The following is a 24,561-nucleotide window of genomic DNA, read 5'->3' on the forward strand; positions in this document are numbered from 1 at the left end:
GATGGAGATTACTTTTAATGGAGACCTTATTTAAGAGAGACAGGCTTGAGCGGAACAATGGTGGAGATCGCCGATTTGAAGAGGATATTCTGCCTTCCATCACCCTGGCCTTGCAAGGAAATGGTGTAGGCGTCATATGCGGTAACAAGACCCTGCATTTTGACCCCGTTAGTTGTAAAAATCGTTACCGGCACTTTTGTTGAGATCACCTGGTTCAACAAACGTTCCTGCAGTTTTAGACTTTCCACTTTGGCAGCACTCCATCTTCTTTAGATTCAATTTCTCTAGCAAGTATACCACGGGAAGACCTCCAAGGAAATGTGGTTTGCTGCTTCATGTACAGAGGGGGATTCACACTGAATTACCAACAATGGCCCAGAGGGTATCGTTTTTTTATATGGTTTGCACTAGTTTTCGGGTTGATCGCCGCATGGGTGACACTCGGTGATGTCTCTTATTTTGACAATCCTATCATTCATGCCGTGCAGTCTGTGGAATCACCAACATTAACAGCGCTGGCTAAAATGCTGTCTCTGGTGGGTTCCTCCAAACTTGCAATTGGCATATCTGTATTGACTATAATTCTGCTCTATTTCCTGCTCAAGCATCGGATGGAGCTGCTTTTGTTCATATGGGTTGGCCTGGGCTCGCAGCTGCTTAACTCGTTAATGAAGCAATGGTTTCACAGAGAACGACCCAACATCCACCGAATTATTCAGGAAGTAGGGTACAGCTTTCCAAGCGGACACTCTATGGCAGCATTCTCTTTGTATGGTGTAATTGCCTATTTGCTGTGGAGGCACTTGAATAGACGCCGAGAACGGGCTATACTGGTTATTCTTGCCGTATTGATGACGGGCGGTATTGGATGGAGCCGCATTTATCTCGGAGTACATTATCCCAGTGATGTCATTGGCGGTTATGCAGCAAGCGGGGCTTGGCTGATGTTGTCTATCGGGTGGTTTGAATCCTATCGTTCCAGAAGAAAGCGCACAATTGCAGCTTGACAGACAACAGGCGGGAGACCCCGAGAACAGGGTACCCGCCTGTAGATATTGTTAGATGTTGTTGCGGTGAGGATCAACCGAACGGTCCTGATATTGTCCGGCCTGCCCGATTCGCTGTTTGAGAATAGCCGGCAAGCCGACTTTTAGCTTCTGGGCTTCGGTATCGGTGATCCGGCCCTCCGCAAGAGCTTTGTATAGCCTCTGGCTGGCGGCTTCACTTAGCTTTTGCACATATTGCGCTTCGTTCCAGCCCTTTTTTTCCTGAGCGAGAGCATATAGTGTCTTACCCGACTTCAGATTCTTGACAAGCTCTGACCGGTCCATCTCCAGCAGCTTTGCTGTTTCGGTAATGATGAAATGGCCGCCGCCTGTGCGGAATTTCCCGTCCTTGCTTTGGTGGTGATGAGGTTCACGGTGAATTTGTGGGGCATGGGATGGTGTAGCATTCTCTGCTTGGACGCTGCTTGGAAGCGTCAGTGTGGAGGCTGCAGTGAACAGTAGTGCAGCTGCGCACACTGCTATTTTTGAGACAGATTTGTTCATGGAATCACCTCTTGTAGATTTTTAAATTGTCAGGCTCTTGAACTAGTATCCCCCAAAAGCTGAAATGATCCTGAATAGAGGCTTAAAAGAGTCTAAATTTCGTCAGCTTGCTCCAGGGATAATGATGTTTGTACTATAATGAGAATGAAGTATAAGAGACGAACATAAGAAAGTAACGAAAAGTGAGAAGGAACAAAGGGGAAAGTTTGGAACAGCAAGAGCGTAGCGATCGCATTTGTCACCGGATTTCAACCGCTATATAAGATGAACAAAAGAAAGTAACGAAAAGCGAGAAGGAGCGAAGGGGGAAGTTTGGAACTGTAGGAGCGAAGCGCTTGCCTGAAAGCTTTCCGCAGGAAAGCTCGCACCGTAAGCCTAAGCTGTCGTCAGATTTCAACCGCTAAAAGCGGTTTATAAAAGAAGAAATCTGGCGACAACAGCGACCGGAAGTCCAAACATTCCACCGTAGTGACGACCGAGCCTTACGTTAGGATATTAAGTTCAACTGATTTAGAAGCGGTTATAAGAAGAAATCTGGGGACAAGAGCGACCGGAAGTCCAAACATTCAACGGAGTGACGACCGAGCTTCACGTTCAGATCTTATGATTGTCAAAATGAAGGAGGGATGGATTTGGCTTTTGGAGCCCGCATTCTTAAAACAGGGATGGCAGTTACCCTGTCCTTGTATCTGTCTGTGCTGCTGCAATTTTCATCTCCAGTCGGCGCGGCGATCGCTGCTATTTTCGCCATGCAGCCTTCCATTTACCGATCTTGGCGCTATTTCCTGGACCAGATTCAGACGAGTACAATGGGGGCGGTGCTGGCCTTGCTGGGCGGTATGCTGCTGTCGAATGAACCGATTGCGGTAGGACTTGTATGTATTCTGGTCATAATGATTAGTATGAAAATGAAACGGGCCGACACCATTGGCCTGACGCTAGTTACTGTAATTTCCGTTATGGAAGCATCGGGGCAATGGGAATTCGCCCTAACCCGTTTTTTGCTTACGCTGACGGGGATCATCTCGGCCTTCTTAATTAATATAACTGTATTTCCACCGAAGCCTCGCAAGCAGTATATCCAGCAGATTGAGAGTGTCTTCGCGAGTCTGTCGCTATTGTTAAGGACTTGTGTGTCGCATGAGATGAAGGAAAGTGTGTTCCGTGATGAGAAGCATGCACTGGAAAGCTCGATCAAATCACTGTCGGACAAATACAGCCTGTTCGAAGAGGAGCAGAAGCAGCTCAGGCGGGCCAAGTACAGCCAGACCAGGCAAATGGTCGTTTACAAGAACCTGCTGGCTTCACTACTGAAGGGATACGCGGTACTGGAGGCGGTGGATCGTCATTATTTTCAGGCGGAGCGTACAGAGGAGACGGATCGGTTGTTTGACCATCATCTGGAGCTGCTAATCAAATATCATGAGCATATTCTGTTGAAATTCGAAGACAAGCTGAAGCCAGGAGCTACCGAATGCAAGACGCTTGTGGAAGAGAACGACAAGTTCCTGGAGGCGGCCATCGAGGGGTACAACAGCGAGAAGTTCGGTCAACTGCGTCTTTCTGTCGTGGCCGGAGCTATCTACGATTACGGATATCAACTGGAGCGTCTTGATAAAGTAGCGGATCAGATCCACCGGATGTCGGAGGAGAAGGAATAGCTTTTCCGGGGAAATTTTTCGTTCGCGGAGCTTCCAGCCAAGCTAAAACATACAGTTTATTCAACACCAAGGGGGTGTCCTAAACAGCTATTTCATAGCTTTTGGGACATCCCCTTCATCATCAGTGCTTGCCAAAAACAATTGCTTCAGCAGATTGAAGCTCATGCCTGAGGGCTAACGGACCCTATCGTCGTTATTTGCCCATGAAGCAGCTTCTAGAACATGTAACGGACTCAGGGGACGCTATTTCCTCCCAAACCGTGGATTTCACACAGGATTTCTGCTCATAACGTCTCTGGAGTCCGCTATTTTCTGGAACGGTCGGTGGTTAGGAAATACGGTCTCTAGGGTCCGTTACCATACGGAATTAGGAGTAAGTACTGGCTTCGAGCTAGATCCATAAATCTAATGATGGATTTTACAGAGTGACATGAGCGCAGCGATGCGATGTCCCATTTTGTTTATCGTTACTGCGCTTTAGCTACAGTCCCAGCTCCTGAGCTTCAGGTATGGGTTTGAACTGGGCTTGCTCTATGGCAGAAAATTTTTGAATTGGTATGATATAGCTCTCCTGATCGTAGCAGGTTTTATGGTTATATCTTTCTTTATGAAGGGAACCGTTCACTTCTGGGACAACCGCTTTCTGCTATCTTCCGAATTGAGTGCATTCAACAAAAAATCCAGTCCCAAGGGACTGGATTGACGATATACATATTCTATAATGTTACTCTGTAAGAGAATAAAGTTACTATTCAACTTGAAAAAACAAGATGGAATTGATACAATATAAAAACGCCAGATGAGAAGAATTTGTGGAAAAACACAATTATTCAATATGATTTTACCATGAAGAATTTGAAATGTCAACCTTCAAAAGGGGATGAAATGAAGTGGAAAACCAGCAAGAAGAATGGAAAGAAGAACAGGAGCGGGTAACCCAGGTAACTCAGATTTTGTCGGGGCATATTCGGCAGTTATCTGAGGAGCTGGGATTGCACCGGACCGATGTGGTGGATATGCGTAAAGAATTCTGGGAAGAGGTAACCGTCAACTTCAGCAGTCCCGATGATTTGGGTGAGACCTCAACCAGCTTGCGACAGCAAGCGCAGATTCTTAACGAACGGGAACGCCATCATCTGCAGTCCAGCAAAGCTCTAAAAAAATATAAAAAGCTGGTGGTCTCCCCTTACTTTGGTCGTATAGATTTCTCAGAGGCGCCAAGCGGTGCAGCAGAGCAGATTTATCTAGGTATTGGATCACTTATGGAAGATGACGGCCATTTCCTGATCTATGACTGGCGCGCCCCGATCTCAAGTCTTTACTATGACGGAGCACCAGGACCAACTTCCTATGATACCCCGGGCGGGATCATTTCGGGTAATATGGAGCTGAAACGCCAGTTTGTAATTGATAACGGGACTATTGAGGTTATGTTTGATACTGGGATGACCATTGGGGATGAACTGCTGCAGCAAGTGCTCAGCCACAGTGCGGATGACAAGATGAAGAGTATTGTCGCTACGATCCAGAAGGAGCAAAATGCCATCATCCGTAATGATAAAAGCCGCATGCTGGTGGTTCAGGGAGCGGCCGGCAGCGGTAAGACATCGGCAGCGCTTCAACGGGTGGCTTACTTGCTCTACAAATACAGAGCGGTACTACAGGCTGACCAAATGCTATTGTTCTCGCCCAACCCGCTTTTCAACAGCTACGTCTCCACCGTCCTGCCTGAGCTGGGCGAGGAGAACATGCAGCAAACCACGTTCCAGATGTATTTGGCACATCGATTAGCCCAAGAGTTTCAACTGGAGGATGTCTTTAGCCAGACGGAGAGTCTGCTGAACGCACCCGATGGCCCTGAAGCTCGTATCCGCAGGGAAGGTATTCAGTATAAGTCCTCGGTAGACTTCCTGAATGCTATTCGCCGTTATGCCTCCATGCTGGAGCAGAAGGGGATTCAGTTCAAGCCGGTCGTATTCATGGGGCGCATCGTGGTCACCAAGGAAGAGATGGCGGCTCAGTTCTACAGCTACGATTCAGCGATTACACTGGCCAATCGCGTGGAGCTAATGATTGGATGGCTGCTCAAGAAACTGGCGGCGTACAGCCACGAGGAACGAAACTCGGAATGGGTAGAAAATCAGATTGAGCTGCTGGATTCCAGCGATTATCACCGGGCTTACCAGATGATGCGGCGCAAGAAGCGGGCGACAGAGAACAGCTTTGACGATTTTGACACGGAAAAAGAGGTCCTTGCCCGCTATGTGGTCAGTCAGCGGCTGAAGCCACTTCGCGGCTGGATCAAGCGCGGGCGCTTTGTGGATGTTAAAGCCCTGTACAGCAAGCTGTTTAGCGACCGTGAGTTGATGGAAAGCTTGAACGATAGCCCGCTGCCTGCTGAGTGGGACGAGATTAGTCGTCAAACCTTATCTGCGCTTGCAGAGAATCATCTTTATTATGAGGATGCCACGCCATTCCTTTATCTGAAGGAGCTGAGTCAGGGCTTCCGGACCAATACCTTGATTCGGCATGTGATTGTTGATGAAGTGCAGGATTATTCACCGTTCCAGCTGGAATTTTTGCGGCGACTATTCCCGCGGGCGAAAATGACGGTGCTTGGTGATCTCAACCAGGCGATTTATGCCCAAGGTGAGGTGCTTGGTGAGCTGGGCAATCTCGTGAGCATTTATGGGGAAGAGAATACGGAAGTCATCTCGTTGACGCGCAGCTACCGCTCGACGTATGAGATTGTCGAGTTCACAAGGTCGATGATTCCTGGTGGAGAGCGGATCGTGCCGTTCAACCGGCGGGGCGAAGAACCGCAGATTCAAGTGGTGTCAACCGGTGTGGAGCTGCTGAGCGCGGTGGAACAGGATATTTTGCAGCTGCATGCTCAGGGATATCATTATGTGGCAGTTATCTGCAAAACAGCTGAGGAGTGCGAGCGTGTTCATGCTGCACTTCAGGACAGACTGCCGGTAAGACTGGTGACGAAGGATACACCGAACTTCCAGAAGGGTACGCTGGTGCTGCCGGCTTACTTGGCAAAAGGTGTGGAATTCGATGCCGTCATTATTTATGATGGATCGGACCAGCAGTACAATCGGGAGAATGAACGCAAGCTGTTCTATACGGCTTGTACCCGGGCGATGCATTTGCTGCATATTTATTGTCTAGGACGTCCCAGCCGCTTCATGCCGACATCGAAGACAGAAGCGATCACGGCTGGTACCCCGTAAAATATCGGAATCCAAATGTTAAAACACTTAAAAAACCGCCTTCTCTCAGCGAAGTGCGGTTTTGCTTTTTTTTACAGTCTATAAATGGCTGTTTATTTGGATCATAGTGTATAAAGGGAGAGGAACAAACCACAATAAAGACTAATGCCAACTAAGATAAAAGGTGGTCAGTCCATGAAGGAGAAAAAATGGGATCTGGTTGCACTGGCTTCCATTCCGCTGATAATGACGCTAGGCAACTCCATGCTGCTGCCAATTTTACCGCAGATTGAACGTGCGCTGAAGATCAGTTCTTTTCAGGTCAGCATGATCATCACGGTTTATGGTCTGATTGCGATTTTAATGATTCCAGTTGCAGGTTTCTTATCCGACCGCTATGGACGGAAAGTTGTGATACTGCCAAGTCTTATGATAGCTGCCGTAGGCGGGGTTGTGTGTGTGATCGCAGCCTGGTTTATGAAAGGGCAGAGTGCGTATTGGGTGATCCTTTCAGGGCGATTATTGCAGGGAATCGGTGCGGCTGGTGCTTTTCCAATCGTGCTGCCGTTCGTGGGGGATTTGTTCAAGGATGAGAAGGAGGTCAGCAAAAGTCTGGGGTTGATCGAAACCTCCAATACTTTAGGGAAAGTGCTTAGCCCGATCCTGGGCGCATATCTGGGAGTACTGCTGTGGTACGCGCCCTTTATTGCGATTCCGTTTCTCTGCCTGCTTTCATTTGTGCTGGTGCTGTTTCTGGTCAAGCCGCCCAAACGGGAACAACAGGCCGCAGAGGAGAAGCCGACCCTTCGTAAGTTTCTGTCCGGGATCAAGCAGATTCTGCAGACAAGAGGGCGATGGCTCTATGCGATATTTGCCATTGGCTGTATTTGTATGTTCGCGACCTTCGGGGTGCTTTTCTATCTGTCAGAGATCCTGGAGTCCAAACATTCAATGCATGGAGCAATGAAAGGGCTGGTGCTGGCGATCCCGCTAGGTATGCTTTGTCTTGCTTCCTATGGCAGCGGTAAGATCATTGGACAGAACAAGACCTTGATGAAATGGCTGGGTTTTAGCGGGATGGTACTCTTGACGGGGGCCATGATTGTTACTGGCTTCAACAAGGGGATATACATGATGGTAGGGTTCCTGACGGTGAGCGGCATCGGCATCGGCGTAGTACTGCCTTGCATGGATGCCTTGATTACCGAGGCTTTCGAAAAGGAGAACCGGGGGACGATCACCTCACTATATAGCAGTATGCGGTTTATCGGGGTGGCGCTGGGGCCGCCGGTGGTTTCGCTGCTGATGCCACAGGGACACTGGGTGTTATTCGGTACCATGGCCGCGCTGGGCGCTGTAGGGGGATTACTGACATTATTCGCCGTAACGCCAAGTAAAGAAGATGGTGGACAGGATGAAGTCAAGAAGACAACGAAGTCTTTATCGATCAGGACTCAGCGGGCACGGGCACGTTAAGCTATGAGAAGGAGACTGGGATACGCCTCACGTAGTTCTCTTAGCTGTGCGCCCTATGAAAGAATGCTAATCAATAATGATACTAAAAAAGCCCTTGTCCGGACATTCCGACAAGGGCTTGATGTTTACCGTCAAGTGAAACTATTTTAAGCTTTTGGGACCGTCTCCCAGTCCTTTAAGAAACGCTCGATACCGTTATCGGTCAGCGGGTGCTTCCAGAGAGAAGGCAGGAGTGAACCAGGAATTGTAGCGATATGCGCACCTGCCAAGGCGGCTTGCTCCACATGGGCAATGTTACGGATGCTGGCTGCGATAATTTCGGAAGTCAGGCCGTAGTTGGTCAGGATAGTCTTGAGATCTCGGATCAGCTTCAATCCGTCCACGCCGATATCATCCAGACGTCCTACGAATGGGCTGATGTAGGTGGCGCCGGCTTTAGCGGCCATCAGTCCTTGGGCAGCGGAGAAGATGAGCGTCACATTGGTTTTAATGCCTTTTTTCGTGAGCTCATAACAAGCTTCCAGACCATCCTCGGTCATAGGCAGCTTGATTACAACGTTCGGTGCCCACTCAGCGATTTCATAAGCTTCCTTCAGCATTTCGTCTGCCTTCAGGCCGATTACCTCAGCGCTGACAGGCCCTGGTACGATCTCGACGATTTCTTTGATAACGTCTTTGAACAGTCGGCCTTCTTTGGCGATCAGTGAAGGATTTGTTGTTACGCCATCCACCAAACCGAGGCGGGTGATACGTTTGATCTCTTCAATATTCCCTGTGTCCAAGAAAAATTTCATTGCTGATATCCTCCCTTGATTTTGGCTAGCCGCTTTCATGTTTTATTATGAAACATGACCGGAAAAGTTTCAACTGTTATTTTGAATATTTTAAAATGACTTTATAGGATTTCTCCCGTAGTCTCTGTTATTATGGTTCACTGAAAGGTAAGACATACAGCAGGAGAGGCTTACAAAATCATATGTTTGTAAAATCCCCATTCCCGTCTCTCTTGCTGCCGTGATAAGATAAAGGCAGTGTTGTTATTCAGGGATGGACGGTGAGGATGGATGATCCTGGCGGTATTGGCTGCTGCACTTCTGTTGCTGCTGGCTTCGGGATGGCTTGCTTATCAGAACAGCCGGCTGATTGCCGGACGCAAGGTGAACGGAGCAGCAGTGCATACACCGTCCCGGCGTTATTCTGTGTTTAGCCAAGCTGCACCGGCCCAGATGGGGAACTCTGGGGGAGGAGCATTATTCAGCTTGAGGTTTCCTCTGAAATCCTCCGCATCAGTGACTGAGGAGCAGGAATATGTCTGGATTACATTATGCAGGGATGATTCAGGGCAAGGAGAAATGCTATTGCCGGATGCAGAGGGTTATATGCTGAACAGGATCAGGCAGTTGGCTAGTCAGGGGCAGCCGATCGAATATGTTGCCTTTATGGAAGAGGGAGTCAGTGACCTTGAGCAGGAGCTGATCCTGAATTTGGAGCAGGCGGTAAAAGGAGCAACCTAGCTTGCAAATCAGCGTTAAGATAGCATACAGGTGATCATGAAGAATTGTAGAAGCGGGATGGGGAAGTGACGTATGCTACCTGGTACAGAATTGGAATTTGTAGTTGTAGCTCCGGATAACAAAGAATTGCGGGAGCTTATTGTCTCCCTGGATGAGGAGCTGCTGGAGCGGTATCCGCACGAGACGATTTATGTCGTGGATTTTAGCGATCCCAAGGTTCAGGAGATGACTTTCGTTGTGGCGTATGTGAACGGGCAGCCGGTGGGGTGCGGCGGGTTGCGTCCGCTGGATTATCTGGATCCGGGGAGAAGGGCAATGGAATTGAAAAGATTCTATGTAGATTCCAACTGCCGCAAGATGGGGGTTGCGACGCGAATGCTGTTGTTCCTCGAAAGTAAAGCCTTGGCCGCCGGGTACAGGGAAATCCTGCTGGAGACCGGGATTAAGCAGCCGGAAGCCATTGGGCTGTATGTCAAGCACGGCTACCGGCCAATAGACCTGTTCGGCCCTTATGTCGGTGATCCCGACAGTCTTTGCTACGGCAAAACGTTGATAGAAGAATAAGCGTCAGGCGTGATATTTGCCAACTGGCGCGTTAAGGACCCATTCCAGCATTAGAATCATATCTTCGAGTCGTACAAGCTGGGCCTGCAATGAAATCCGCTGGGTATCATCCGCTGCCAAAGGCGCAAGGCGTGATTCCAGCGATCTGCGTTGCAGGGTCAGTTCATTGATTTTGGATTGGATTTGGTTCTCTGTTCTCATCTTGCTCCTCCTGGAGTTTGGTTATATAAGATGAACTTAAGATCCTAACATAAGGCTTGGTCGTCACTACGGTGGAATGTTTGGACTTCCGGTCGCTGTTGTGTCCAGATTTCTTTTTATAAACCGCTTCTAGCGGTTGAAATCTGGACACAGCTTATGCTTCCGATGCGAGCTTTCCTGAGGAAAGCTTTCAGGCGAGCGCTACGCTCCTACAGTTCCAAACTTCCCCCTTCGTTCCTTCTTGCTTTTTGTTACTTTCTTTTGTTCATCTTATATAGTTTTTGTATCATAATATTATAACGGAAATGTGGAGGGAATAAAATGAGCGTCAATGTAAAGCAGCTAGCGGCAGAAAAAGCAGTAGAATTTGTGAAGGATGGCATGAAGGTCGGCCTTGGTACTGGTTCGACAGCCTACTGGGCGATTCGCAAGCTAGGCGAAAGAGTGGCTGAAGGGTTGAAGATTACAGCAGTCGCCACGTCACAGGCTTCCGAGGATCAGGCACGTGAACTGGGTATTCCACTAGTGGGTTTCGGTGACATTGACCGCCTGGACCTCACGATTGACGGGGCGGACGAGTTGGACGGCAAGCTGCAATTGGTCAAAGGTGGCGGTGGCGCCTTGCTGCGCGAGAAGATTGTTGCCATGGGAAGCGAGCGCATGATCGTGGTTGCTGATGAGAGTAAGGCGGTGGAGACACTCGGCAAGTTCCCGTTGCCTGTAGAGATTGTTCCATTCGCTTGGGAATGGACGCTGGGTGATCTCGCCAAGCTCGGCTGCGAGCCGGTGTTGCGCCGTAACGGCGAGGAGCTGTACAAGAGCGACAACGGTAATTACATTGCCGATTGCCATTTCGGAGCAATCTCTTCGGCGCCAGAGCTGGCCAAGGCATTGCAAGGCATACCGGGGGTTGTGGAACACGGTCTCTTCATAGGCATTGCCGACTGTGCAATTATTGGCAAAAGCGATGGCAGCATTGAGGTTATTGAAGGAGATAAGCATCGTTGAGATTCCTTCCAGAATCCGGACCCAGGCGTAGACGTAAGCGCGTGGTGCAGGCTGTTCAAATTTTATACAGTGCTATGCTGCTCTACTGGATGTTCCTCGGTTTTGGTCGTGAGGTGCATACGGGTGGACCCTGGCGATATAATCTGGTACCATGGAAGACCGTGTCTCTTTATCTGGATATGGGGAACCGCCTTTCTCTCTGGAATCGGGCGGTGAACTTGTTGGGTAATGTGGCTGTGTTTGTTCCGTTTGGGTTGTTATTGCCCTTGATTTGGAACAAGCTATCTTCTGCGGTCAGGCTGGCGCTGGTCATGATCCCTGTTATTCTGCTGCTGGAATGTCTGCAGATGCTTCTGCATGTTGGAAGCTTCGATGTGGATGATCTGCTGCTGAATATGTTGGGAGTATGGGCTGGCTATGCTGTAATCCGGCTGGGGAGAAGAACTGGAAGGAATTCATAAGATGGAGGGATTACATACATGCTGATTGATTTAACACCACGCATCGGAACACCTGAAGTGAATGAACTGCTGGAGTACGCGGTGATTGGAGAGCCGGAGGCTCTTCAGCAGACTTCGGAGGAATACCGCAATTCATCCGGGTTGCAGTTGTTTGGCTGGGAAGAGGAAGAATTGCTTCTTGGTCTGGTAGGATTTGAGGAAACAGAAGATGGCTCACTGGATATCCGTCATATTGCCGTACTGCCGGAGAATCGGGGCAAAGGGTATGCGCGTGGAATGATTTTGGAGCTGCTTACTGCTAGAGAGCCGCGTTACTTGCTGGCAGAGACCGAAGATGAGATAGCGGCCGATTTCTACCGGGCCCTGGGCTTTATGGTCTATAGTCTCGGTGTGAATGCTGCCGGAATTGAGATGTTTCGCTGCGTATATGAGGTTGAAGAATTTGAGGATGAGGAATAACCTCACCCTGAACGACATAGAATGGCAGGCCAAGGAGTTTTGTTGGCCTGTCATTTTTTTTCATGCAAATACAAGCACCACGTCATTACATTTGACTTTTGAGTGCTGAAGTCATATAGTTCTATAGTGAAACTATTCTACACGTGAACTATTGTGGGGTTGTAAGGAGGATTAAGCTTTGGATGAAGTGGCAGAACAGTGGATAAACCGTTATTTGGATGCCTACCTGGCGGTGTCAAGAAATATCAGTGCTCAAATCAGGGATAATATCGCTGGCGGACTTACGACAGACCAATACCTGATCTTGCGACTGATCAACGGGAAGGAGCGCTGCACCTCCACATATCTGGCCGAATCGTTTGCTGTAGGTAAAAGCTCGATTACGGCAATCAGCAACCGGCTGGTCGATGCGGGGCTTTTGGTGCGTACACGCGACGAGAATGACCGGAGACAGGTCTACCTCTCAATGACCGAGCAAGGGCGTGAAGTATTTGAAGTGGCAGGCAAGCATGTTATGGATACGGTGTCGCCGTACTTCTCCCATTTTGGAGAGAAAGAGATTGAGAATTTCATTATGATGTTCGAGAGGTTGGCAAGAATGATGCAGGACTCAGGAGGGAAAGAGGATTGAAAACCATACTTAAGGCCAGATGGGCCATCATTGTGATCTGGATTGCAGCGGCTGTTGTAATGATGTTGACGGCGCCGGGAATGTCCGATCTAGTCCGAGAGAAGGGACAGATTGCGGTTCCGGCGGGATATTCTTCATCCAGAGCAGCAGAGATTATGAAAGAAGCCGCTGAGGCCAAGGGCGGGGAGACGCTCCATCAGGTGGCGCTTGTGTTCAACAAGCCACAAGGCATTGGGGCTAAGGAAATGGAGAGCATCAAGCAGGGCGTGGAGAAGCTGAATCAGAACAAAGCTGATCTCAAGCTGGATTCCATTACCGACCCTTTCTCGCAAAGTGAGCTGAAAGACACACTGATTGCCAAGGATGGCAAAACGATTATGGTGGCGTTGTTTGTCGGTGGCAGTGATGAAGACGTCAAGGTGCTTCCGGGTAAAGTAGACGCGCTGCTGAAAGATGTGGACGCCGATCATTACCTTACAAGTGAAGGTTTGATTACCGAAGACACGATTGCCAGCTCCGAAGCGGGGCTGAAGAAATCGGAATATATAACTGTTGTATTCATTCTTTTAATTCTGTTTGTGGTCTTCCGGTCATTCGTGGCTCCATTTGTGCCGCTGTTGACTGTAGGACTAAGTTATGTGGTAGCCCAGTCGATTGTAGCGTTTCTGGTCGATCGTTATGATTTCCCGTTATCCACGTTCACACAGATCTTTATGGTCGCCGTATTGTTCGGGATCGGGACGGATTATTGTATCCTGCTGATCAGCCGGTTCAAGGAAGAGCTGGCGGCTTCGGCAGATACCAAGACTGCAATTATTGAGACTTATCGTAAAGCAGGCGGAACGGTGTTCTACTCCGGGCTTGCTGTATTTGTGGGCTTTGTAGCTATCGGTTTCTCCAAGTTCATGCTGTATCGCTCGGCAGTTGCCGTAGCTGTGGGCATTGCAGTGATGCTGCTTGCGCTTGTGACGGTAGTACCTTTCTTTATGGCTGTCCTGGGCAAAAAGATGTTCTGGCCGTCACGCGGCAAGCTGGAACACAGCGAAAGTCGAATCTGGGGGGCGGCTGGCTCCTTCTCCCTGAAAAGACCTTGGGCAGCACTGCTGATCGTAGCAGCCATCGTTGTGCCTTTCCTGGTCACTTACGATGGAAAGCTGTCCTTTAACAGCATGGATGAGATCGGCTCGAACTATGCTTCGGTCAAAGGCTTCAATATTATATCCGAAAGCTTCGGTCCTGGTGAATCCATGCCAGGCAAAATCGTGATCAAGAATGATGACCGTATGGACAATACGGAATACATCGGACTTGCAGAGAAGATCAGCCGTGAGCTGGAGAAGGTAGAGGGAATCAAAACCGTTCGCAGTATGTCGCGTCCAGCTGGCGAAGCGATCAATGATTTCCTGATTCCTACACAGGTCAAGACGCTTTCAGAGGGTCTGGACAAGACGAATGACGGCTTGTCCAAGATTCAGAGCGGCTTGTCCGAAGCCAGCAAGCAGCTTAGTGATAATGCGCCCAAGCTGGCTGAAGCCGTATCCGGCAGCGAGAAGCTGACGGAAGGAACGGCCGACTTGAAAGCCGGGATTGTCGCCCTTGGCGATGGACTGTCCCGGATTGAGAGCGGCATTAAGAGCGGCTCTGCCGGAGCCGGTCAGATCAAGGCCGGACTTCAGCAGGCTGCGGCAAGTGCGCAGCAACTGGCAGACGCCAATCAGGCGCTGCTTGCCGGGTACAAGAAGATCGGTGCTGGTCTGACAGCACTGGATGGGGGGCTTGGCCAGATCCAAGGCCAATTACAGGGTGTGGCAACGGCATTGAATGGCCTGAGCACTTCCTTTGCTGGGCTGGAAACCAGCTATCCGGATCTGCTGCAGGATGTCAATTACCAGACGATTAAAGGTACAGTGACTCAGTCCGGGGCCGGTGCGGCAGGCTTGGCAGCAGGCCTCGGCCAGATTTCGCAGAACCTTAAGGGAGCAGCTGGCGGCTTGACGGAAGCTAACGCCGGTTATGCCAAGGCTGTAGCTGGCCAGACTGCACTGGCACAAGGCTTGCAGAAGCTTGTAGCCGGTATTGGTCAGCTTCAATCGGGGCTTAATCAGGCTGCCGACGGTCAAGGTCAGATCGTTGGGAAGATTCCATCGATTACGGACGGTCTGGATCAGCTGCAAGGTGGACAGAAGCAATTGGCGGACGGCTTCGGCCAGCTAACTGGCCAGATCGGCAAGTTAACTGCCGGACTTAGCGATAGTGCTGATGGACTGAAGCAGATTTCCGGCGGTCTTGGCTCAGCACAGGATTTCCTCAACCAGATCCGTGACGCCAAGGATGATGAACTAAGCGGATTCTTTGTGCCGGATGAGGCCCTCAAAGCCGATGGCATCCAGCAGGTGTTCGACAACTACCTGACACATGACCGCAAGATTATGACCCTTGATATTGTGTTCGCTCAAAACCCTTACAGCGAGGAAGCCATTGACAGTGTTAGCAATATTCAATCCGCTGTTGAACGTGCGGTGAAAGGAACCAAGCTGGAGAATGCGGAAATTGCTATTAGCGGTGTAACCAGCACCTATAACGACTTGCAGAACATCTCCAATGCGGACTATAGCCGTACAGTGATCTTGATGCTGGGCGGTATATTCATCATCCTGGTGCTACTGCTCCGTTCCATTATCATGCCGCTATACCTGATCTTGTCGCTCGTGATTACTTACTTTACGGCAATGGCGATGACGGAAGCAATCTTCGTGAACATGCTTGGTTACTCCGGAATCACCTGGTCTACGCCATTCTTCAGCTTTGTAATGCTGGTAGCGCTTGGCGTCGACTATAGTATCTTCCTCATGGCCCGGTTCAATGAGAACAAGTCATGGGATGTCAAAGAAGCCATTCTGCATGCCATGCGCAACATGGGAACGGTCATTTTGTCAGCAGTAATCATTCTGGGCGGTACCTTTGCCTCGATGTTCCCATCAGGCGTGCTGTCGATGATGCAAATTGCTACCGTAGTACTTGCCGGCTTGGCCCTGTATGCCTTCATCTTCCTGCCGTTCTTCGTGCCGGTGATGGTGAAGATATTCGGGCGGGCCAACTGGTGGCCATTCCCTGGCAGCTCTAGCGCTACTGAGGAGAAATCGAATACACTAAATGTGTAGATTATCGTCATAGAGGGTCCAGATTGGAGCCTTGTGAGAATGCTGCACTTACTTATAAAGAGAGAGTCTCGTAGCCACTGGCTGTTAACGGGACTCTCTCTTTTTTTGTTTTTTACAAATAAAGAGAAACCTTTTTCCCTTCCCGGACATCTAATCAGCATAAGCAATAGGAAATGAGTGGAAAAGGAATGGTGGCTTTACAGTTGGAAACAGATGTGACAGAAGAGGTCAGGCGTGCCCAAGCCGGGGATAAAGATGCTTTCATCCATCTTGTGAAAGAGCTGGAGCTGCAAATGTATACAGTGGCGAAAGCTATTGTGAAAAAGGATGAGGACTGTGCGGATGCCATGCAGGAGACGGTGCTCAAGGCCTATCAGTCGATTGGCGGTCTGAAGGAGCCATTGTTTTTCAAAACATGGCTGTTACGCATATTGATTAATGAATGCAATCTAATCTTGCGCAAGAGTGCCAAAAGTGTCGTGATGGCCGAGCTGCCCGGCCTGCATAGAGTGAGTCCTGACTACGAGCATATCGATCTGCGCGAAGCCGTTTATCAGCTGGAGGAGATCTCGCGGAATATTGTTATCCTGCATTATTTTCAGGATCTGCCACTTAGCCAAATTGCCGACATCCTGGAGCTGTCTGAAGGCGCGATCAAGACAAGGCTGCATAGGGCCAGAAAGACATTATACCAGTGGCTGGCAGACCCAGCAGAAAGGAAGGTCAACGTATGAACAATCCCGATTTTGAGGCTGAACTTGCCGGTTTGAAAAGTCCTCCCATTGAAGAAGTACCGGGATCCGTTCGTAGTAGAATGGACATCACTTATCAAATGCTGGATAGTACTACCCAAAACCACGGTTTAGTAAAACAGAAGCGACGGTGGTTGCGCCGTATGCTCCTTGGGACGGGGAGTGTGGCTGTAGCCTGCTTGCTTTTTATTGTCCTGGGTTTCTTCTCGCCAGCTATGGCGGAGACCCTTAAGCAGATTCCTTTTGTGAAGAGTGTGTTCCAGTTGGCTGGAGATCTTGGTCTTCGCAATGCATCAGAGCGGGGATTGACTCACAGCGTGGATCAGACCGTTACTCACCAAGGCGTGACGCTGGGGGTATCGGAGCTGATGTATGATGGAAGCCGCTTGTCCCTGGTACTTAGCCGTGAGTCACCGGATACTTCTGGTGCAACATTTATGGAGACGTGGAGGGAGATTATTATTGGAAGTGTAGTCAATAATATTGACTTTTATGTCAACGGGGAGCTCGTGAATACTGCTTGGGGATTGTCCTCCGGTGGTGAGGAGTCTCCGAACTCTCTTATCGTGACCACTTTTGAAGACGTGCAAGTGCCGGATCAATTTGAGTTCAAGATGGTGGTAAGATTGGCCGATCTGAAGCAGGACTTTACTTTCACGATTCCTGTTACTAAGAAGACTGCGGATAGTATTGTACTCACCCCCACCGAAGTTAAAAGTGATGATCCTATCCAAATGCGCATCAAGCGGTTAGAGCTAAGCCAGACGACTACCCTGCTGGTGGTGGAGTTCAAGAATAAGCCGGGAGAAGCGATGGGTGACGTAATAAAAAGATTACGGGAGAAATATAAAATTCACGGGTTCCTTAATATTAATTTTGAGCTTATCGATGAGCAGGGGCGCGGTCCCGTCTATATGGGGGCGAGTATATACGGACATGAAGGCGTGACAACGTATACCATCACGTTCGAACCTTTTGACCCGATGCCCAGAACGCTCATAGTGAAGCCCTTCATTTGGATGGAAGACCAGAAAAAATACATTCCCGAGCTTGAATTTACGCTGACGGTGAAATAAAGATATAGGCAAAGAACCTCCGGGGGTCCACGTGAAATGTGGATTCCGGAGGTCTTCTTTTTTTATGCGTATGGATGTAGGAAGATCGCCTTCTATCGCATTTTGGCAAAATAGCTACGCAGTGCCCAGCCGCGTTCCTGGCGCTTCTTGTATTTGGGAAGCGAGCGGTAGATCGCTGTGGACTCTGCAAAAGCACGCTTTGCTTCTTCTTCTCTTCCCAGCGCCCGGTACATCGAGCCAGCCAGATAATAAGCTTCACTGGAGGAAGATTGGATCTCCTGAAACTCGCTGACATAGTGAAGCGCCTTGTCACGGTCCGTATGACGGAAGATTTCGGCTAATCGTAGATAAGGCTGGCCGTATTGCGCTCTGCGGTTAATTTCCAGTCCTTTCAGTACCTGTGACTCGCCTTCCTCCATCTGGCCCAGCTTCAAATTTACGTGACCAAGCTCAACCCAATATTCGGCGGATTGCTCATAGCGATCTTCAATTTCCTGCAGTAATTTCTTGGCTTCGTTGAATTTTTTGCGTTCTGACAAATATCGGGCGAGTTCAAATTTGGATGATACATCATTAGGATTAAGCGAAATAGCAGTTCTCAGCTTGGAGATTTGCCGTGATCTGCGGAAGGGTTTTGCTATGCTTGGCAAGATGCCGACAAAACGGCGATCCAATACATACAGAATGATTAGCAGAATCAGTAGGGCAAGAAAAGGATTGCCGATAAATCGAAATAACAGGATAAATCCGAGAATTTTGAACATATTGTCCTCCTAGATGAGTGAAATTAAGATTATGATGAAAAGTAGCTCTGCCTCCCTAACCAATCACACAAACACAGCCCCAAAAGTGCGCTTGTATATGAAGGATCAAAATGTAATTAACGGAAATTTCGTACCTTAAATCCTCTTGCAGATACCAGTTAGTGGAGATTAAGTGCAATATTGTACCTTAAATCATCCCAAATACCCCGTTCAGCATGCTTTTTCGAAAAATAAGATACAATAATGCCTTTATTTCCCTTATTTACCTATTTTGGAGGAAAATAAGGTGCAAAAATGCTGTTAATTGGGAAGGTGACCCCTCTTTTTCACTTTTATAAGACGACTGGTGAAGAGGAATGCACTGTTTATAGTGGTTAAAATCTATTGATATTTTTTGTTCAGGTGCTAATTTTTGATATTCTCTGTTCAGGTGCCAGCTTTCCTATGGAAAGCTTTCAGGCGAGCGATTCGCACCTACCGTTCTTTACTTCCCCGTTCGCTCATCTTCGTTTTATGTTCATTTCTTTTGGTCGGCTTATATAGGTATTGTTTGTTATTTTAATGTATTCTATATCATTTGTCTTCTTATGTAGGACGGAGCTGCGGTCATTCGTTATAATAGGAATTGTTCAGTCAGGATAATTATACCATAATCTGAATAAGAAGGAGATTAGGCGATGAAGTTATCTGCATCGAAATGCCTCATGCTTGGTGTTGTAATATGCATAGCATTACTGTGGGTACCCGTACCTCAAGCTGCTGGGGCAGCGGAAGTTCCGGCTGCGGCAAAGCTTTCAAATATCAAGAAGGTAGTTGCCTCTCCGGGCTTCTGGGGTGGGAATTCATTTGCGCTTGGTCAAGACGGTACCGTATGGGCTTGGGGCAGCAATGTCAATGGACAATTTGCCAATGGTGTTGCAGGCCCCGAAGGTTGGACGATCACGCCTCACCGTGTAGCAGACTTGGATCAGACCAAAGATCTTGTCCTCGGAAGAGGATATTACCTGGCACTTAAGCAAGATGGAACCGTTATGGCTTGGGGCCGATTTAAAAAGAAGGGCAGCGCAACCGTGACAGGAAAGAGTATAGAGGTGTTGCTTCCACAGAATGTGTCCGGCTTGACGGATGTAGTTGCTCTGAGCAGTGGAACAGACCGCGTGCTGGCGTTGAAAAAAGACGGGACCGTCTGGGAATGGAAATCACCAGCAGATTTAGAAGCCGGATATACCGCTCTGCCTGCGGCAGAGAAGGTGCCGGGCTTAAGTGGAATCAAATGGATTGGCAGCGGAGCCGCGCTCAAGGATAATGGTACCTTATGGGTATGGGGAAGCGGGGCGCCAGATGATAACACAGGTCTGCCAAAGACGCCTACACTGGTCAACGGTCTTTACAATGTAAAGTCAGTGGTAATCAACCGTGACAGCCTGGTCGCTCTGACGTCTAGCGGAGCAGTATGGTCATCGGTCGGCGGCTGGAACAGTGGTGACTCCGGGGTTCCCAGCTATCCAATCAAGTTTCAGAAGATGTCTTCGCTTTCTGGCATAACTTCTATAGACACGGACGGCTCCATCAACCTCGTGCGGAACCAGAAAGGTGAATACTGGATATGGCGAGCAGGGACGAATCAGAAGTCGCTTCAGCAAGTTACATCACCCAGCAATATCTCCAGATTGGAGCTGAAGCTGAACGGTTTTGCCGCTGTCCGTAAGGATGGCACAGTCTGGACATGGAGTCATACGTATGACTCTGGCGGGCAGCTTAGTCTAACACAGCCGAGGCAGATTAAAGGGCTGCAGTCGCCGGTATCTTTTGCCACAGGTGAAAATAGCAAGTATGCGGTCCTGAAAGATGGAACGGTTGCATCCTGGGGCACGAACATGTTCGGTCAATTGGGCATCAGTGCCCTGGATTCCCGTCCTTTTACGGTTTCACCCCTTTTGAAGCCCGTAACGCTGATTATCAACGGCCAGACTGTGGAACCCATTCAGCCGCCGATTTTCCGGGAGGGCAAAGTGCTGGTGCCGCTGCGAGATGTGGCCCAAAGTTTGGGTTATACCATCGGGTCGACGGGCGGCAACATGACATTGACCAAGGATGACAAAGTAGTTGTGCTTCAGGATGGGAATTACAAGCTGGGAGATGGCAGAACCATCCCCATGGGCGAGAGCATATTGGTGAGCTACACCTCGATGGTTCCTGCAGCTCAGCTTGCACAGGCGCTGGGCTTTACAGCAGGATGGAAGGGCAGTTCATACACTCTCACCTTGCAGGAAAAGCCGGTGAATTTCCTCAAACTGATCCAGCAATAATGTTCTCTTCTAATTACAGGAAATAAATGATATGTTAGGCGTAATCATATTCATGTTTTTTATTTCATAGCGGGGAAAGAAGGATGCATGATGGAGCAGAACGTGACAGCGGTGAAGCTGCGCCCCTTGGGTCAGTCTTCACTTTCCGTCTCGCCACTCGGCCTGGGCTGCTGGCAGTTCAGCCGGGGAAGCGGGCTGGTAGGCAGCTATTGGAGCAATCTGAATGAAGGTGATATTCTCGAGATTGTGCGGGTAAGCCTTGAAGGCGGCATGAACTGGGTGGATACGGCAGAGGTTTACGGTGGAGGCAAATCAGAGGAAGCCTTGGCACACGTTCTCGACCAGTTGCGGCAAGAGGGAAGTCCGCAGGCGGCTCCGCTGATCGCGACCAAGTGGTGGCCACTTTTCCGTACTGCAGGATCGATTACCTCGACGATTGAGGAGCGGATTAAATGCCTGGGTGGACGAACCATTGACCTGTACCAAATTCACCAGCCATTCTCCTTGTCAAGCATCGCACAGGAGATGAAGGCGATGGCGGGGTTGGTCAAAGCAGGGAAGATCCGTTATGTCGGCGTCAGCAACTATTCGGCGAAGCAGATGGTGGCGGCTCATCGTCTGCTGCAGGAGCAGGGACTGTCATTGGTCTCCAATCAGGTTAAATATAATCTGCTCGACCGAGCGATTGACCGCAACGGAATTCTGGAGGCAGCGAAGGAGCATGGCATTTCAATCATTGCTTATTCGCCGCTGCAGCAGGGACTACTTACAGGCCGTTTCCACCATGATCCGGCGCAGATTCAAGCCCTGACCCGCAGCCGCCGGCTTATGTCCGGTCTGAATGAGAAAAGCCTGGCCCGCAGTCGGCCATTAATAGATGCGCTGGATATCCTCGGACAAAAATACAGTGTAACTCCAGGGCAGATCGCGCTGAATTGGCTGATTCATTATCACGGCGATACAGTAGTGGCGATCCCGGGTGCATCGAAGGTACGTCATGCCCAGGAAAATATCGGTGCGATGTCCTTCCAGCTTACGCGCGATGAGTTAGAACAGCTTAATGAAGCCTCCTGGGCTGCGGTCAAATAACAATATTAAAGAGCCTCCGAAGGACCTTAGGTCACTTGGAGGCTCTTTGCCGATCTAATCACGCTGATATCGTTATACCTCAATAATGATTGGCAGAACCATGGGCCGCCGTTTAGTTTTCTCATACAGGAATTTCCCCAGTACATCCTTAACCGTCTGCTTCATAATATTCCATTGCCCAAGATCTGCTTTGTTCATTTTGTGCACGGTGTCTGTGACCAGTTGATTGATTTCGTCCATCAGCGTCTCCGAATTGCGGATATAGATGAACCCTCTGGAGATGGTATCAGGACTATTCAGCAACCGGCCATCGGTCTGGCTAAGCGTAATGACAGTGATGAGGATGCCGTCAGCCGACAGCTGTCGCCGGTCGCGCAGCACCACATTGCCAATATCCCCGATGCCCAGACCGTCAACGAGAATCTGCCCTGCGGTCAGTTTGCCGGACTGTCTGACAACACCACCTGCAGATTCAACAATGTCACCATTTTTGAGGATGAAAATGTTCTCATGCTCTACACCTACCGCTTCAGCCAACAGGCTATGATGATGCAGCATGCGGTACTCCCCGTGTACGGGAATAAAGTATTCCGGTTTCATGAGGGTCAGCATCAGCTTCAATTCTTCCTGGCTGCCATGTCCGGATACATGAAGCTCGCTGCGAGAGCCATAGATGACCCGTGCACCCAGAATATACAAGTTGTCTACAATTCGGGCGACATTTCGTTCATTACCGGGAATTGGATTGGCAGCGATCAGCACGGTGTCCCCGGCTTGAATCTCCATTAGCCGATTGCTGGAGTTCGCCAGACGGGATAAGGCCGCCAGGGGTTCACCCTGACTTCCTGTACATAACACGGCACATTGTTCAGGCGGCAGGTTGGCGGCCTCCGCAGGCTCAATCAACATGTTATCGGGAATATTCAGATATCCTAGTTCTTGAGCTACACCGACCACAGCCACCATGCTCCTGCCTAACAGAGCGAGCTTGCGCCCCGTATGATGCGCGGCATCCACAACCTGCTGAAGACGGTGCACATTGGAAGCAAAGGTCGAGACAAAGATTCTTTGTTCAGCATTCTTGAACGCTTCTTCCATATGAGCTCCTACCAACCGTTCGGACGGAGTGAAGCCTGGGCGCTCGGCATTGGTACTTTCCGAAAGCAGGATTTTCACACCCTTTTTGCCGATTTCAGCCATTCTGTGAAGATCTGGGTATTGCTTGTTGACCGGTGTCATATCAAATTTGAAATCTCCGGTATGTACGACGGTTCCTTCGGGAGTATCGAAGACAACCCCAAGACAATCCGGGATACTATGATTCGTATTGAAAAAGGTGGTGGTGATGGCGCCAAAGTCCAGTGTTGACTCCGCATCAATGCGGTGCAGGCTTGTCTGCCGCAGAATGCCATGCTCTTTCAGCTTGTTTTCTATCAGACCTAGCGTCAAGCGGGAAGCATAAATCGGGATGTTCAGTTGCTTCAGCAGATAAGGAATACCGCCAATATGATCTTCATGTCCATGAGTCACGACCAGTCCACGTACCTTATCGACATTGTTCAATAAGTAGCTGACATCAGGAATGATCAGGTCGATGCCTAGCATACTTTCATCGGGAAATTTGGCACCGCAATCGATAACAATAATATCGTCGGCATACTGTACGAGGTACATATTTTTGCCGATCTCATTGACGCCGCCTAGTGCAGCGATCCACAGTCGTGCTCCTGACATTTTCACAGCAGTTCCCCCCAACAGAATTTGCCTATATTATGGATGGAAATCGCGGGGATTATCCTGCCTTTTGCAATCAAGAAATGGGATTTTAACAGTTAACTGTTTAAGATTAGGGTATATGGGTTAATAAAGAAGAAAGCAGCCATTGTATGGACGTGTGGACAGGAAAAGATTACGGAAGGGAGGATGAATCCAGCATGAATATGACAGTACATAGTCTTATGGCTTTCAATCATCAGTATTTCAGGCCTCAGGCCGTGGTTAATTCCAAGCAGAAGAGAGCGGACGAGAAGATGATAGTCTTTCGTGACGTATTGAAGGAGAAAATGAGATCGGGCAGCGGTCTCAAAAAGTGACATTCAGGAAACTCAACATAGCGCCGATAGAAAAGCCGGACGAATGACCTTTTAAGGTCTTGTCGCCCGGCTTTTTAACGTTTAGTTTATTAAATGTTGTCGCGTGTTAACGAGTATTCGCGGCCTGCTGCACCTGGCAGCGATGTCTTTTAAATCTTCCTCCGAGTTGCCAGGGGTGAATTCTTGTGGCACCTCATTATCGGTTGAATTTGCCTAAAGTGGCACTCATCGCTTTTAGTGTCTCCAACCGTGCGGAACTATACCCTGTTTCTCCAGATGCGCGCCTTGCGTTACTTTTTTGCACGATAACTTATTAAGATGCAAGGCAGTGGGACTCTAAGGTCTGACCTCAAAAAACTGGCAGTTCGAACGGGAATAGTAGGTTAAGTCACTGACCCGGGATTGAATGACTACATCGGAATCCGTGAAGCGGACAATAAATCCGCCGGAATTCACCATATGATCATCCTGAAAGACGCGTACTGGGTACTGGCGATCTACCGCTTCCTGCAGGTCAATATCCGTAAATAGAGGACGATTAATAGGCATGTTAAAACTCTCCTTTATTAATAAA

The 24,561-nt window shown here is 49.1% G+C and carries 23 protein-coding genes; 16 read left to right on the forward strand and 7 right to left on the reverse strand.

Translation table 11 applies throughout. The features are described from left to right. Nucleotides 1-26 precede the first annotated feature (26 nt). A complete protein-coding gene (hfq, locus tag ACFORK_RS19090) occupies nucleotides 27-248 on the reverse strand; it encodes an RNA chaperone Hfq (RefSeq protein ID WP_217492827.1) in 222 nt (73 codons plus the stop codon). 171 nt (nucleotides 249-419) lie between these two features. Here hfq and ACFORK_RS19095 point away from each other — a divergent pair, with 171 nt between their 5' ends. Beyond that, complete coding sequence (locus tag ACFORK_RS19095; RefSeq protein WP_379201825.1) at nucleotides 420-1,007, forward strand: phosphatase PAP2 family protein; 588 nt, start codon at nucleotides 420-422, stop codon at nucleotides 1,005-1,007. 51 nt (nucleotides 1,008-1,058) lie between these two features. Here ACFORK_RS19095 and ACFORK_RS19100 read toward each other — a convergent pair whose 3' ends face one another. Continuing rightward, a complete protein-coding gene (locus tag ACFORK_RS19100; protein ID WP_379201828.1) occupies nucleotides 1,059-1,550 on the reverse strand; it encodes a hypothetical protein in 492 nt (163 codons plus the stop codon). 632 nt (nucleotides 1,551-2,182) lie between these two features. On the opposite strand from ACFORK_RS19100, the gene ACFORK_RS19105 reads away from it, so the two are divergent. From ACFORK_RS19105 to bcbE, 3 genes are all read left to right on the forward strand, one after another. Then, on the forward strand, nucleotides 2,183-3,211 hold the full coding sequence (locus tag ACFORK_RS19105) for an FUSC family protein (protein WP_379201830.1): 1,029 nt from the start codon (nucleotides 2,183-2,185) through the stop codon (nucleotides 3,209-3,211). Nucleotides 3,212-4,101: 890 nt separating this feature from the next. Then, nucleotides 4,102-6,450 (forward strand): RNA polymerase recycling motor HelD, encoded by a 2,349-nt coding sequence (gene helD / locus ACFORK_RS19110; protein WP_379201832.1) that lies wholly within the window; start codon nucleotides 4,102-4,104, stop codon nucleotides 6,448-6,450. 174 nt (nucleotides 6,451-6,624) lie between these two features. Further along, nucleotides 6,625-7,905 carry a bacillibactin exporter BcbE gene (gene bcbE, locus ACFORK_RS19115; RefSeq protein ID WP_379201899.1) on the forward strand — a complete coding sequence of 427 codons (1,281 nt, stop codon included), beginning with the start codon at nucleotides 6,625-6,627 and terminating at the stop codon, nucleotides 7,903-7,905. Between the two features lie 146 nt (nucleotides 7,906-8,051). On the opposite strand, the gene fsa is transcribed toward bcbE, so the two are convergent. Continuing rightward, nucleotides 8,052-8,699: a fructose-6-phosphate aldolase gene (fsa, locus tag ACFORK_RS19120; protein ID WP_379201834.1), complete on the reverse strand. Its 648-nt coding sequence runs from the start codon at nucleotides 8,697-8,699 to the stop codon at nucleotides 8,052-8,054. 270 nt (nucleotides 8,700-8,969) lie between these two features. Between fsa and ACFORK_RS19125 the strand changes: the two genes are divergently transcribed. Together ACFORK_RS19125 and ACFORK_RS19130 are read left to right on the forward strand one after the other, a co-directional pair. After that, nucleotides 8,970-9,419, forward strand: coding sequence for a hypothetical protein (locus ACFORK_RS19125; RefSeq protein WP_379201836.1), 450 nt, complete (start codon nucleotides 8,970-8,972; stop codon nucleotides 9,417-9,419). A gap of 72 nt (nucleotides 9,420-9,491) precedes the next feature. Further along, the gene (locus ACFORK_RS19130) at nucleotides 9,492-9,983 is read left to right on the forward strand and encodes a GNAT family N-acetyltransferase (protein WP_379201838.1); all 492 of its coding nucleotides are present in this window, start codon (nucleotides 9,492-9,494) and stop codon (nucleotides 9,981-9,983) included. Between the two features lie 3 nt (nucleotides 9,984-9,986). Here the strand turns inward: ACFORK_RS19130 and ACFORK_RS19135 are convergent, their stop codons facing one another. After that, on the reverse strand, nucleotides 9,987-10,184 hold the full coding sequence (locus tag ACFORK_RS19135; RefSeq protein WP_379201840.1) for a hypothetical protein: 198 nt from the start codon (nucleotides 10,182-10,184) through the stop codon (nucleotides 9,987-9,989). 321 nt (nucleotides 10,185-10,505) lie between these two features. Here ACFORK_RS19135 and rpiA point away from each other — a divergent pair, with 321 nt between their 5' ends. From rpiA to ACFORK_RS19170, 7 genes are all read left to right on the forward strand, one after another. Beyond that, nucleotides 10,506-11,192, forward strand: a complete 687-nt coding sequence (rpiA, locus tag ACFORK_RS19140) for a ribose-5-phosphate isomerase RpiA (RefSeq protein ID WP_379201842.1) — start codon at nucleotides 10,506-10,508, stop codon at nucleotides 11,190-11,192. Further along, on the forward strand, nucleotides 11,189-11,653 hold the full coding sequence (locus ACFORK_RS19145) for a VanZ family protein (protein WP_379201844.1): 465 nt from the start codon (nucleotides 11,189-11,191) through the stop codon (nucleotides 11,651-11,653). The genes rpiA and ACFORK_RS19145 overlap by 4 nt, the downstream gene beginning before the upstream one ends. A gap of 18 nt (nucleotides 11,654-11,671) precedes the next feature. After that, nucleotides 11,672-12,112 (forward strand): GNAT family N-acetyltransferase, encoded by a 441-nt coding sequence (locus tag ACFORK_RS19150; protein ID WP_379201846.1) that lies wholly within the window; start codon nucleotides 11,672-11,674, stop codon nucleotides 12,110-12,112. A 187-nt stretch (nucleotides 12,113-12,299) separates the two neighbouring features. Continuing rightward, the gene (locus ACFORK_RS19155) at nucleotides 12,300-12,743 is read left to right on the forward strand and encodes a MarR family winged helix-turn-helix transcriptional regulator (RefSeq protein ID WP_379201901.1); all 444 of its coding nucleotides are present in this window, start codon (nucleotides 12,300-12,302) and stop codon (nucleotides 12,741-12,743) included. Next, on the forward strand, nucleotides 12,740-15,904 hold the full coding sequence (locus ACFORK_RS19160; protein ID WP_379201848.1) for an MMPL family transporter: 3,165 nt from the start codon (nucleotides 12,740-12,742) through the stop codon (nucleotides 15,902-15,904). Before ACFORK_RS19155 ends, ACFORK_RS19160 begins: the two co-directional genes overlap by 4 nt. Nucleotides 15,905-16,092: 188 nt before the next feature. Next, nucleotides 16,093-16,638, forward strand: coding sequence for a sigma-70 family RNA polymerase sigma factor (locus ACFORK_RS19165; RefSeq protein WP_379201850.1), 546 nt, complete (start codon nucleotides 16,093-16,095; stop codon nucleotides 16,636-16,638). After that, nucleotides 16,635-17,732 carry a DUF4179 domain-containing protein gene (locus ACFORK_RS19170; protein WP_379201852.1) on the forward strand — a complete coding sequence of 366 codons (1,098 nt, stop codon included), beginning with the start codon at nucleotides 16,635-16,637 and terminating at the stop codon, nucleotides 17,730-17,732. Before ACFORK_RS19165 ends, ACFORK_RS19170 begins: the two co-directional genes overlap by 4 nt. A 92-nt stretch (nucleotides 17,733-17,824) precedes the next feature. Here ACFORK_RS19170 and ACFORK_RS19175 read toward each other — a convergent pair whose 3' ends face one another. Next, nucleotides 17,825-18,496 (reverse strand): tetratricopeptide repeat protein, encoded by a 672-nt coding sequence (locus tag ACFORK_RS19175; protein WP_379201854.1) that lies wholly within the window; start codon nucleotides 18,494-18,496, stop codon nucleotides 17,825-17,827. Nucleotides 18,497-19,173: 677 nt separating this feature from the next. Between ACFORK_RS19175 and ACFORK_RS19180 the strand changes: the two genes are divergently transcribed. Together ACFORK_RS19180 and ACFORK_RS19185 are read left to right on the forward strand one after the other, a co-directional pair. After that, a complete protein-coding gene (locus ACFORK_RS19180; RefSeq protein WP_379201856.1) occupies nucleotides 19,174-20,805 on the forward strand; it encodes a stalk domain-containing protein in 1,632 nt (543 codons plus the stop codon). Nucleotides 20,806-20,895: 90 nt separating this feature from the next. Further along, the gene (locus tag ACFORK_RS19185; protein ID WP_379201858.1) at nucleotides 20,896-21,894 is read left to right on the forward strand and encodes an aldo/keto reductase; all 999 of its coding nucleotides are present in this window, start codon (nucleotides 20,896-20,898) and stop codon (nucleotides 21,892-21,894) included. A 72-nt stretch (nucleotides 21,895-21,966) separates the two neighbouring features. On the opposite strand, the gene ACFORK_RS19190 is transcribed toward ACFORK_RS19185, so the two are convergent. Beyond that, on the reverse strand, nucleotides 21,967-23,634 hold the full coding sequence (locus ACFORK_RS19190) for a ribonuclease J (RefSeq protein ID WP_379201860.1): 1,668 nt from the start codon (nucleotides 23,632-23,634) through the stop codon (nucleotides 21,967-21,969). A gap of 194 nt (nucleotides 23,635-23,828) precedes the next feature. Between ACFORK_RS19190 and ACFORK_RS19195 the strand changes: the two genes are divergently transcribed. Then, the gene (locus tag ACFORK_RS19195; RefSeq protein WP_379201862.1) at nucleotides 23,829-23,987 is read left to right on the forward strand and encodes a hypothetical protein; all 159 of its coding nucleotides are present in this window, start codon (nucleotides 23,829-23,831) and stop codon (nucleotides 23,985-23,987) included. Nucleotides 23,988-24,323: 336 nt separating this feature from the next. On the opposite strand, the gene ACFORK_RS19200 is transcribed toward ACFORK_RS19195, so the two are convergent. Further along, on the reverse strand, nucleotides 24,324-24,536 hold the full coding sequence (locus ACFORK_RS19200; protein ID WP_379201864.1) for a hypothetical protein: 213 nt from the start codon (nucleotides 24,534-24,536) through the stop codon (nucleotides 24,324-24,326). Between the last annotated feature and the right edge of the window lie 25 nt (nucleotides 24,537-24,561).

The organism is Paenibacillus sp. GCM10012306 (genome assembly GCF_042649265.1).
Classification (GTDB): Bacteria; Bacillota; Bacilli; order Paenibacillales; family Paenibacillaceae; genus Paenibacillus_AQ.

What these genes read in the sequence shown, in the direction of transcription:
- ACFORK_RS19185 (WP_379201858.1), top strand. Translation starts at nt 20,896, where the DNA reads ATGGAGCAGAACGTGACAGCGGTGAAGCTGCGCCCCTTGGGTCAGTCT.
- ACFORK_RS19135 (WP_379201840.1), bottom strand. Translation starts at nt 10,184, where the DNA reads ATGAGAACAGAGAACCAAATCCAATCCAAAATCAATGAACTGACCCTG.
- ACFORK_RS19200 (WP_379201864.1), bottom strand. Translation starts at nt 24,536, where the DNA reads ATGCCTATTAATCGTCCTCTATTTACGGATATTGACCTGCAGGAAGCG.
- bcbE (WP_379201899.1), top strand. Translation starts at nt 6,625, where the DNA reads ATGAAGGAGAAAAAATGGGATCTGGTTGCACTGGCTTCCATTCCGCTG.
- ACFORK_RS19180 (WP_379201856.1), top strand. Translation starts at nt 19,174, where the DNA reads ATGAAGTTATCTGCATCGAAATGCCTCATGCTTGGTGTTGTAATATGC.
- ACFORK_RS19125 (WP_379201836.1), top strand. Translation starts at nt 8,970, where the DNA reads ATGATCCTGGCGGTATTGGCTGCTGCACTTCTGTTGCTGCTGGCTTCG.
- rpiA (WP_379201842.1), top strand. Translation starts at nt 10,506, where the DNA reads ATGAGCGTCAATGTAAAGCAGCTAGCGGCAGAAAAAGCAGTAGAATTT.
- ACFORK_RS19150 (WP_379201846.1), top strand. Translation starts at nt 11,672, where the DNA reads ATGCTGATTGATTTAACACCACGCATCGGAACACCTGAAGTGAATGAA.
- ACFORK_RS19175 (WP_379201854.1), bottom strand. Translation starts at nt 18,496, where the DNA reads ATGTTCAAAATTCTCGGATTTATCCTGTTATTTCGATTTATCGGCAAT.
- ACFORK_RS19170 (WP_379201852.1), top strand. Translation starts at nt 16,635, where the DNA reads ATGAACAATCCCGATTTTGAGGCTGAACTTGCCGGTTTGAAAAGTCCT.
- fsa (WP_379201834.1), bottom strand. Translation starts at nt 8,699, where the DNA reads ATGAAATTTTTCTTGGACACAGGGAATATTGAAGAGATCAAACGTATC.
- ACFORK_RS19100 (WP_379201828.1), bottom strand. Translation starts at nt 1,550, where the DNA reads ATGAACAAATCTGTCTCAAAAATAGCAGTGTGCGCAGCTGCACTACTG.
- ACFORK_RS19130 (WP_379201838.1), top strand. Translation starts at nt 9,492, where the DNA reads ATGCTACCTGGTACAGAATTGGAATTTGTAGTTGTAGCTCCGGATAAC.
- ACFORK_RS19195 (WP_379201862.1), top strand. Translation starts at nt 23,829, where the DNA reads ATGAATATGACAGTACATAGTCTTATGGCTTTCAATCATCAGTATTTC.
- ACFORK_RS19165 (WP_379201850.1), top strand. Translation starts at nt 16,093, where the DNA reads ATGGTGGCTTTACAGTTGGAAACAGATGTGACAGAAGAGGTCAGGCGT.